This window comes from Pseudomonas sp. MS19, assembly GCF_013277615.1.
Taxonomy (GTDB): domain Bacteria; phylum Pseudomonadota; class Gammaproteobacteria; order Pseudomonadales; family Pseudomonadaceae; genus Aquipseudomonas; species Aquipseudomonas marincola.
In genome coordinates, this window is sequence record NZ_VBTO01000001.1 from 93,761 (window position 1) to 100,603 (window position 6,843).

The 6,843-nt window shown below is 59.0% G+C and carries 5 protein-coding genes and 1 pseudogene; 2 read left to right on the top strand and 4 right to left on the bottom strand.

Annotated features, from left to right (window positions below):
* Position 1 precedes the first annotated feature (1 nt).
* Positions 2 to 1,060, top strand: a complete 1,059-nt coding sequence (locus FEZ62_RS00465; RefSeq protein WP_150548271.1) for a c-type cytochrome — start codon at positions 2 to 4, stop codon at positions 1,058 to 1,060.
* A 141-nt stretch (positions 1,061 to 1,201) separates the two neighbouring features.
* On the opposite strand, the gene FEZ62_RS00470 is transcribed toward FEZ62_RS00465, so the two are convergent.
* The 3 genes from FEZ62_RS00470 to ettA form a co-directional block, all read right to left on the bottom strand.
* Positions 1,202 to 1,543 carry a cupin domain-containing protein gene (locus tag FEZ62_RS00470; RefSeq protein ID WP_172926471.1) on the bottom strand — a complete coding sequence of 114 codons (342 nt, stop codon included), beginning with the start codon at positions 1,541 to 1,543 and terminating at the stop codon, positions 1,202 to 1,204.
* Between the two features lie 38 nt (positions 1,544 to 1,581).
* Positions 1,582 to 2,988, bottom strand: a complete 1,407-nt coding sequence (locus tag FEZ62_RS00475; RefSeq protein ID WP_172926472.1) for an FAD-dependent oxidoreductase — start codon at positions 2,986 to 2,988, stop codon at positions 1,582 to 1,584.
* Positions 2,989 to 3,205: 217 nt separating this feature from the next.
* Positions 3,206 to 4,870 carry an energy-dependent translational throttle protein EttA gene (gene ettA / locus FEZ62_RS00480; RefSeq protein ID WP_172926473.1) on the bottom strand — a complete coding sequence of 555 codons (1,665 nt, stop codon included), beginning with the start codon at positions 4,868 to 4,870 and terminating at the stop codon, positions 3,206 to 3,208.
* Positions 4,871 to 5,306: 436 nt separating this feature from the next.
* Between ettA and glyA the strand changes: the two genes are divergently transcribed.
* Complete coding sequence (gene glyA / locus FEZ62_RS00485) at positions 5,307 to 6,560, top strand: serine hydroxymethyltransferase (protein WP_150548268.1); 1,254 nt, start codon at positions 5,307 to 5,309, stop codon at positions 6,558 to 6,560.
* 44 nt (positions 6,561 to 6,604) lie between these two features.
* On the opposite strand, the pseudogene FEZ62_RS00490 reads toward glyA, so the two are convergent.
* A pseudogene (locus FEZ62_RS00490) lies at positions 6,605 to 6,843 on the bottom strand (IS4 family transposase); the annotation flags it as partial.

Below are 6,843 nucleotides of genomic sequence, written 5' to 3' on the forward strand. Positions count from 1 at the left end.
CATGATGATCAAAAAAGCTTTGCTGGCGCTGACACTGTTAGGCGGCACCGGGGTGGCGATGGCCGATGCGTACTTTGCCGACATGCAGGAAGAAATTCCGCCGCAGCCAAAAGCGACCAACCTGGGCTACTTCGTTCCACGGGACTTGAGCGAAATCCCCAAGGGCGCATTTGGCGACAAGATTCGCAAGGGCTATGAATTGTTCGTCAATACCCAGCAACTCAACGGCCGCTCGGTGGGCAACCAGCTCAATTGCACCAACTGCCACCTCGACGCAGGCGCCAAAGCCTATGCAGCGCCAATGTGGGCAGCCTATCTGGCGTACCCGGCATTTCGTAAAAAGAATAACCACGTGAACACCTTTGCCGAGCGCGTTCAGGGCTGCTTCAACTTCTCCATGAACGGCAAGGCACCAGCAATCGACTCTCCCGAGCTGGTCGCCATCTCGGCATATTCTTACTGGCTGCTGATGGGCGGGCTGCTCGACATGTTCGGCATGCAAAAAACCGCAGTGCCTGAGCTGAGCGATGCGGCGCTGCAGCAAGGCGGCAACATCGACGACTTCAAATTACCCGGGCCTTTATCAGACAAGGTCAAGCTGGATAAACGCGGCCAAATGCCGGGCCGCGCCTTTGCCAAGCTGGATAAAACCGATCAAGCGCCCTCGCCCGAGCGCGGCGCCAAGATTTATGCCGAGCATTGCGCGCTGTGCCATGCCGAAGATGGCCAGGGCATAAAAATGGCAGACGTCACTGTACTGCCGCCACTCTGGGGCGCGCAGTCTTACAACTGGGGCGCCGGCATGCACCGGGTAAACACTGCAGCGACGTTCATCTACGAGAATATGCCGCTGGGCAAGGCCGTGCAGTTGAAGCCGCAAGAGGCATGGGATGTCGCGGCCTACATCAACAGTCGCGAGCGCCCGCAAGACCCACGCTTTGAAGGCGATGTTGCGGCCACTGCGAAGCAGTATCACGCCGACGACGATGGCTTCTACGGCAAGGAAGTCGAGGGTGAAATACTCGGCACTAAAGCCTTTCCAGCGACCACCGTAAAATAGCCCTGCCCCAATAAAAAATGCCGGAGCGTTATGCGCGACCGGCATTTTTTATTCACTGAATAACTCAGGCACCCCGACGCGAGCGTGAACGCAGCTTGTAGCGATCCCCCGGATGAATCAAACGGGCGTAACTGACACGCGTTAAAAAATCAGCACATAGCTCTTGCGCAGGGTTTCCTGAATATCCCAGATGCCCATCGAGTTGGCCGGCAGCAAGATCGCATCACCGGCCTCGATCACGATGGGCTCACCGCCATCCGGGGTGAACGTGGCGCGCCCCGAGATGAAGTGGCAAAACTCCTGCTGGACGATCTGTCGCCGCCAGCGACCGGGCGTACATTCCCAGACGCCAGTCTCCACACCATCACTGCGCTCAACGCTATGAGTCGAGGCGATTGCCACTGGTTCGCCGATGGGCACCGTGACAGGATTGGACTCATCCAGCAGCAGCGTCGCGGTCTGTTTGAATTGGGTGATGCTCATCTTACGGCTCCAGTACTTTGCTTATTAGTGTGCTGCGCTTAGCGCATCAGGCTTTCCATGAAGCCCGCCAGATGTTCGGCGAACTTGCGTTGCCACGGCGCTGATGCACGCTTGGCCAGCACCTTGTCTTCATGCACAAAACTTTTGATGATCGCGTTGTAACCCAGCCAGCGCAGTGGCTCCGGTTCCCAGCCAGACAGGCTTTTCAGCGGCTTATCACCAAGCACCCATGGCTGTTGCGTCAGCTCGTTGCTCTGACCGAGGATCAGCGCGGCCAGGGTGCGCCCGCCCAAATTGCTGGCGCCCACACCTTCGCCGCCATAACCTCCGGACAGCGCAATACCTGCGCTGCGGTCGACCAACATGTGCGGGTGAAAGCGTCGGGCCATGCCCAGATTCCCACCCCAGGCGTGGGTCAGTTCGACATTGCGCAGTTGAGGAAACAGCTCGCCAAACAAGTAGCGCCGCAACTCGACTTCGTGCTCCTTGAGCGTGAAATCGCTGCGCAAACGCCCGCCAAACTGATAACCACCCCGCGCGCCGAATACCAGTCGGTTATCCGCCGTGCGCTGGCCATAGGTGACCTGCCGACTGTTCTCGCTAAAGGCCTGGCCGTGTTCCAGCCCGATCTGCGCCCACGTGGCGGCAGACAACGGCGCGGTCGCCACAATCAGGCTTTGCACTGGCAATTGATAACGCCCCAGAGGCGGCAATGAGCCGGCGTAACCTTCCACGGCCGGCACCAGCCAGTCGGCTTTCACCGATCCCTGAGCCGTGCGCAGCAAGCCGGACTGCCAATGCGTTACGCGGCTTTGCTCGTAAATCTGCACGCCCAGACGCTCGACACACTCGGCCAGGCCACGCACCAGCCGCGCCGGTTGGATGGTCGCGCAATGCGGGCTGAAGAGTGCGCCGTAGGGGTTGGCGATGCGTAACTGGCCCGCCAGATCTTCCGGCGCCAGCCAGCGATAATCGTCCTCGCCCAACCCAAGTTTGCGGGCATCTTGCAACTGAGCACGCAAGGCGACTTCCTGCTCTGGATAGCGCGCCGCGCAATACAGCGAACCGCCTTTGCGATAATCACAGTCGATGGATTCACGCTGAAGCACGTGCCCGACTTCATCCGGAATCCCGTGCAACAAGTTGTAGGCCGCATGCCGCGCCTCGGCGTCAAGGCCTGACAGCAGGCGTGCACTGCCGAGAATGTCACCAATCAGCCAGCCGCCATTGCGCCCGGATGCACCGAAGCCCGCGGTCTCGGCCTCAAGAATGACGACTTTGAGATGCGGCGCCTGCCGCTTGAGGTAATACGCCGTCCAGAGGCCGGTATAACCGGCGCCGATGATGGCGACGTCCGCCTGCAGGTCTTCACCCAACGCGGGGCGCGGGCGCAGCGGCTGCTCAAGCAGGTCCATCCACAGGCTAATCGTGCGCCAGTCAGTCACGGCATTTCTCCGCTCAATATCGAATTGAGTGCAGAGTATTCATTTCGTCTGTGGCTTGTCGTGCGTGCGGGTACGCAAGGAATTTTCGCCAATACCTCACAGGGAATTACTCGCAGGTAAACGACCCCGGGATTATTTCAGGGCATAAAAAAACCGGTCGACTTGCATCGACCGGCTTTCTCTTCACGCGGTACTGCTGAGAGAAGCCTGCGCGTTACTACGCGAGCTTCTTGTGACGCACGCGGTGCGGTTGCGCCGCCGCATCACCCAGGCGCTTCTTACGATCCGCTTCGTATTCGGTGTAGTTACCTTCGAAGAACTCAATGTGCGAGTCATCTTCGTACGCCAGAATGTGCGTGGCAACGCGGTCGAGGAACCAGCGATCGTGCGAGATCACAATGGCAGCGCCAGGAAAATCGAGCAACGCTTCTTCCAGCGAACGCAGGGTTTCTACGTCGAGGTCGTTTGACGGTTCGTCGAGCAGCAAGACGTTGGCGCCCTCTTTCAGGGTCAGCGCCAAGTGCAGACGACCGCGCTCACCACCGGAGAGGTCTTTGACGAACTTCTGCTGATCGCCGCCCTTGAAGTTGAAGCGACCTACGTAGGTACGCGACGGCACTTCATAGTTACCGATCTTGATCATGTCGGAGCCACCGGAAACGGCTTCCCAGACAGTCTTGCTGCCGTCGAGGTCTTCGCGGCTCTGATCGACGCAAGCCAGCTGCACGGTTTCACCGAGTTCGATGCTGCCCGAGTCTGGCTGCTCTTTGCCCATGAGCATGCGGAACAGGGTCGACTTACCGGCACCGTTACCGCCGATCACGCCGACGATGGCGCCTTTCGGCATGCTGAACGACAGGTTGTCGATCAATGCACGGTCGCCATAACCTTTGCTGACGTTAACGAAATCGATGACTTTGTCGCCCAGACGCGGGCCAGCCGGGATGTAGATCTCGTTGGTTTCGCTGCGCTTCTGGAATTCCTGCGATTGCATTTCCTCGAAGCGCTGCAGACGTGCCTTGGATTTCGACTGGCGGGCTTTGGCGCCTTTGCGCACCCACTCCAGTTCGTCCTTCATGGCCTTCTCGTGAGCCGACTGCTGCTTGGACTCTTGCGCCAGACGATCCGACTTGGCTTCAAGCCAGCCCGAATAGTTGCCTTCGTACGGGATGCCCGCACCGCGGTCGAGTTCGAGAATCCAGCCCGCTACGTTATCCAGGAAGTAACGGTCGTGGGTGATCGCAACCACAGTGCCCGGGAAATCGTGCAGGAAGTGCTCAAGCCAGGCAACGGAGTCGGCGTCCAGGTGGTTGGTTGGCTCATCGAGCAGCAGCATGTCGGGGGCAGACAGCAGCAGACGGCACAGTGCCACGCGACGCTTTTCACCACCGGACAGGTGCTCGACCTTAGCATCCCACGCTGGCAGGCGCAGAGCGTCGGCGGCAACTTCCAGCTGACGCTCAAGGTTGTGGCCGTCGGAGGTTTGCAGGATCGCTTCAAGCTTGGCCTGCTCAGCAGCCAGCTTGTCGAAGTCGGCATCCGGCTCGGCGTAAGCGGCGTAGACTTCATCAAGGCGCGCCTGTGCATCCTTGATCGCGCTGACCGCTTCTTCAACCACTTCACGCACAGTCTTGCTTGGGTCGAGCAGCGGCTCTTGCGGCAAGTAGCCGACATTCAGCTCCGGCATCGGGCGGGCTTCGCCGTCGAATTCGGTATCAACGCCAGCCATGATTTTCAGCAGCGTGGACTTACCCGAGCCGTTCAGGCCGAGTACGCCAATTTTGGCGCCCGGGAAAAACGACAGGGAGATATTTTTCAGAATTTCCCGCTTCGGCGGCACAACTTTGCTCAGCCGATGCATGGTGTAGACGTATTGAGCCATGGATAACCTTGGGTCTCTATGTGGAAACTGATGGATGGCTGTCAGCTGTCGGACTGCTCACCGGGGGCGGATTGTGCGCCCGTGTGTCGCCCGAGAGTGTCCGCTGGTGGTTTACTGCACCTTTACAGCCGGCCTGCGGCGCCAGACATGAACAGTTTGCGCGCGCGTGCGACAAAGCTACCGGAACGGGGGCTTGAGGGCAAACGACAGCCGACGATTCGGCGCATTTTCAGCATCTTTTTGCGCATTATCGGCCTTGCTTCAACAGCGCTCTGCAGGCGCAAGAATCCGCCGCCGGATAAAACCTCGGCCGGCAACGCGCACATGAGGGCCGCTTGTCCGCAATATGACTGTGTTTCATACCCCTGAAACGGCTAGATAAGGTAATATTCGCCCCCTCTTTTAACAGCCCAGCTGATTTTCTCAGGGGATAGCCATGTTCAGCCGTGATTTGAATCTTGCCCGTTTTGACGCCGATTTGTTTGCCGCGATGGAGCAGGAAGCCCAGCGCCAGGAAGAACACATCGAACTGATCGCCTCGGAAAACTACACCAGCCCAGCGGTGATGGAAGCGCAAGGTTCGGTACTGACCAACAAGTATGCCGAAGGCTATCCGGGCAAGCGCTACTACGGTGGCTGCGAGTACGTTGATATCGTCGAGCAACTGGCAATCGACCGCGCCAAAGAGCTGTTTGGTGCCGACTACGCCAACGTGCAGCCGCACTCCGGCTCGCAAGCCAACAGCGCCGTTTACATGGCGTTGCTGAACCCGGGCGACACCGTTCTGGGCATGAGCCTGGCTCACGGCGGCCACCTGACTCACGGTGCCAGCGTCAGCTTCTCCGGCAAGATCTACAATGCTGTGCAGTACGGCATCAACGACAGCGGCCTGATCGACTACGACGAAGTCGAGCGTCTGGCGGTTGAGCACAAGCCGAAGATGATCATTGCCGGTTTCTCTGCCTACTCGCAGGTTCTGGATTTCCCGCGTTTCCGTGAAATCGCCGACAAAGTGGGTGCCTACCTGTTCGTCGACATGGCTCACGTAGCCGGTCTGGTCGCTGCTGGCGTTTACCCGAACCCGGTTCCGTTTGCCGATGTGGTAACCACCACTACTCACAAAACCCTGCGCGGCCCACGCGGCGGCCTGATCCTGGCCCGCAGCAACGAAGCCCTTGAGAAGAAGCTGAATTCGGCTGTTTTCCCAGGTGGTCAGGGCGGCCCGCTGGAGCACGTAATTGCCGCTAAGGCCGTGTGCTTCAAAGAAGCTCTGCAGCCTGAGTTCAAGGCTTACCAGCAGCAGGTTGTGAAGAATGCTCAGGCCATGGCCAGCGTGTTCATCGAGAACGGTTATGACGTCGTTTCCGGCGGCACCGAAAACCACCTGTTCCTGCTCAGCCTAATCAAGCAGGACATCACCGGTAAAGACGCCGACGCTGCACTGGGTCGCGCCTTCATCACCGTCAACAAGAACTCGGTTCCGAACGATCCGCGTTCACCGTTCGTAACTTCGGGCCTGCGTATCGGCACCCCGGCAGTTACCACCCGCGGCTTCAAGGAAGAAGAGTGCCGTCAGCTGACCACCTGGATCTGCGAAGTTCTCGCCAATCTGGGCGACGAGTCGGTTGTCGAGCGCGTTCGCGAGCAAGTCAAAGCCCTGTGCGCACGCTTCCCGGTATACGGCAAGTAAGCACTGGCAGACATGAGAAAGCCCGCCGATTGGCGCAATGCTGTTCACTTAAGCGGAGCAGCCTTACGGTCAACTGGATACCGGGTTTTGGAAATCTTCACCGTCCTTGGTCTACCTGGCCTTGGTCGGTGATCCAAAAACAACCCTGCGACACCTCCTCGCAACTCTGCTAATCGTCTGCCCGTTGCCGATACCGGATTGGCCGCCGCCATGACGATCAACTGCACTGCGATGTACTGGCAGGCGGGTTTGAAACGTATATCCGAAGGCGTTCGTCCAAAGG

Bases quoted from the DNA above. Each gene is read 5' to 3' on its own strand.
- ettA (WP_172926473.1), bottom strand. From the start codon at position 4,870: ATGGCTCAATACGTCTACACCATGCATCGGCTGAGCAAAGTTGTGCCG.
- FEZ62_RS00465 (WP_150548271.1), top strand. From the start codon at position 2: ATGATGATCAAAAAAGCTTTGCTGGCGCTGACACTGTTAGGCGGCACC.
- FEZ62_RS00470 (WP_172926471.1), bottom strand. From the start codon at position 1,543: ATGAGCATCACCCAATTCAAACAGACCGCGACGCTGCTGCTGGATGAG.
- glyA (WP_150548268.1), top strand. From the start codon at position 5,307: ATGTTCAGCCGTGATTTGAATCTTGCCCGTTTTGACGCCGATTTGTTT.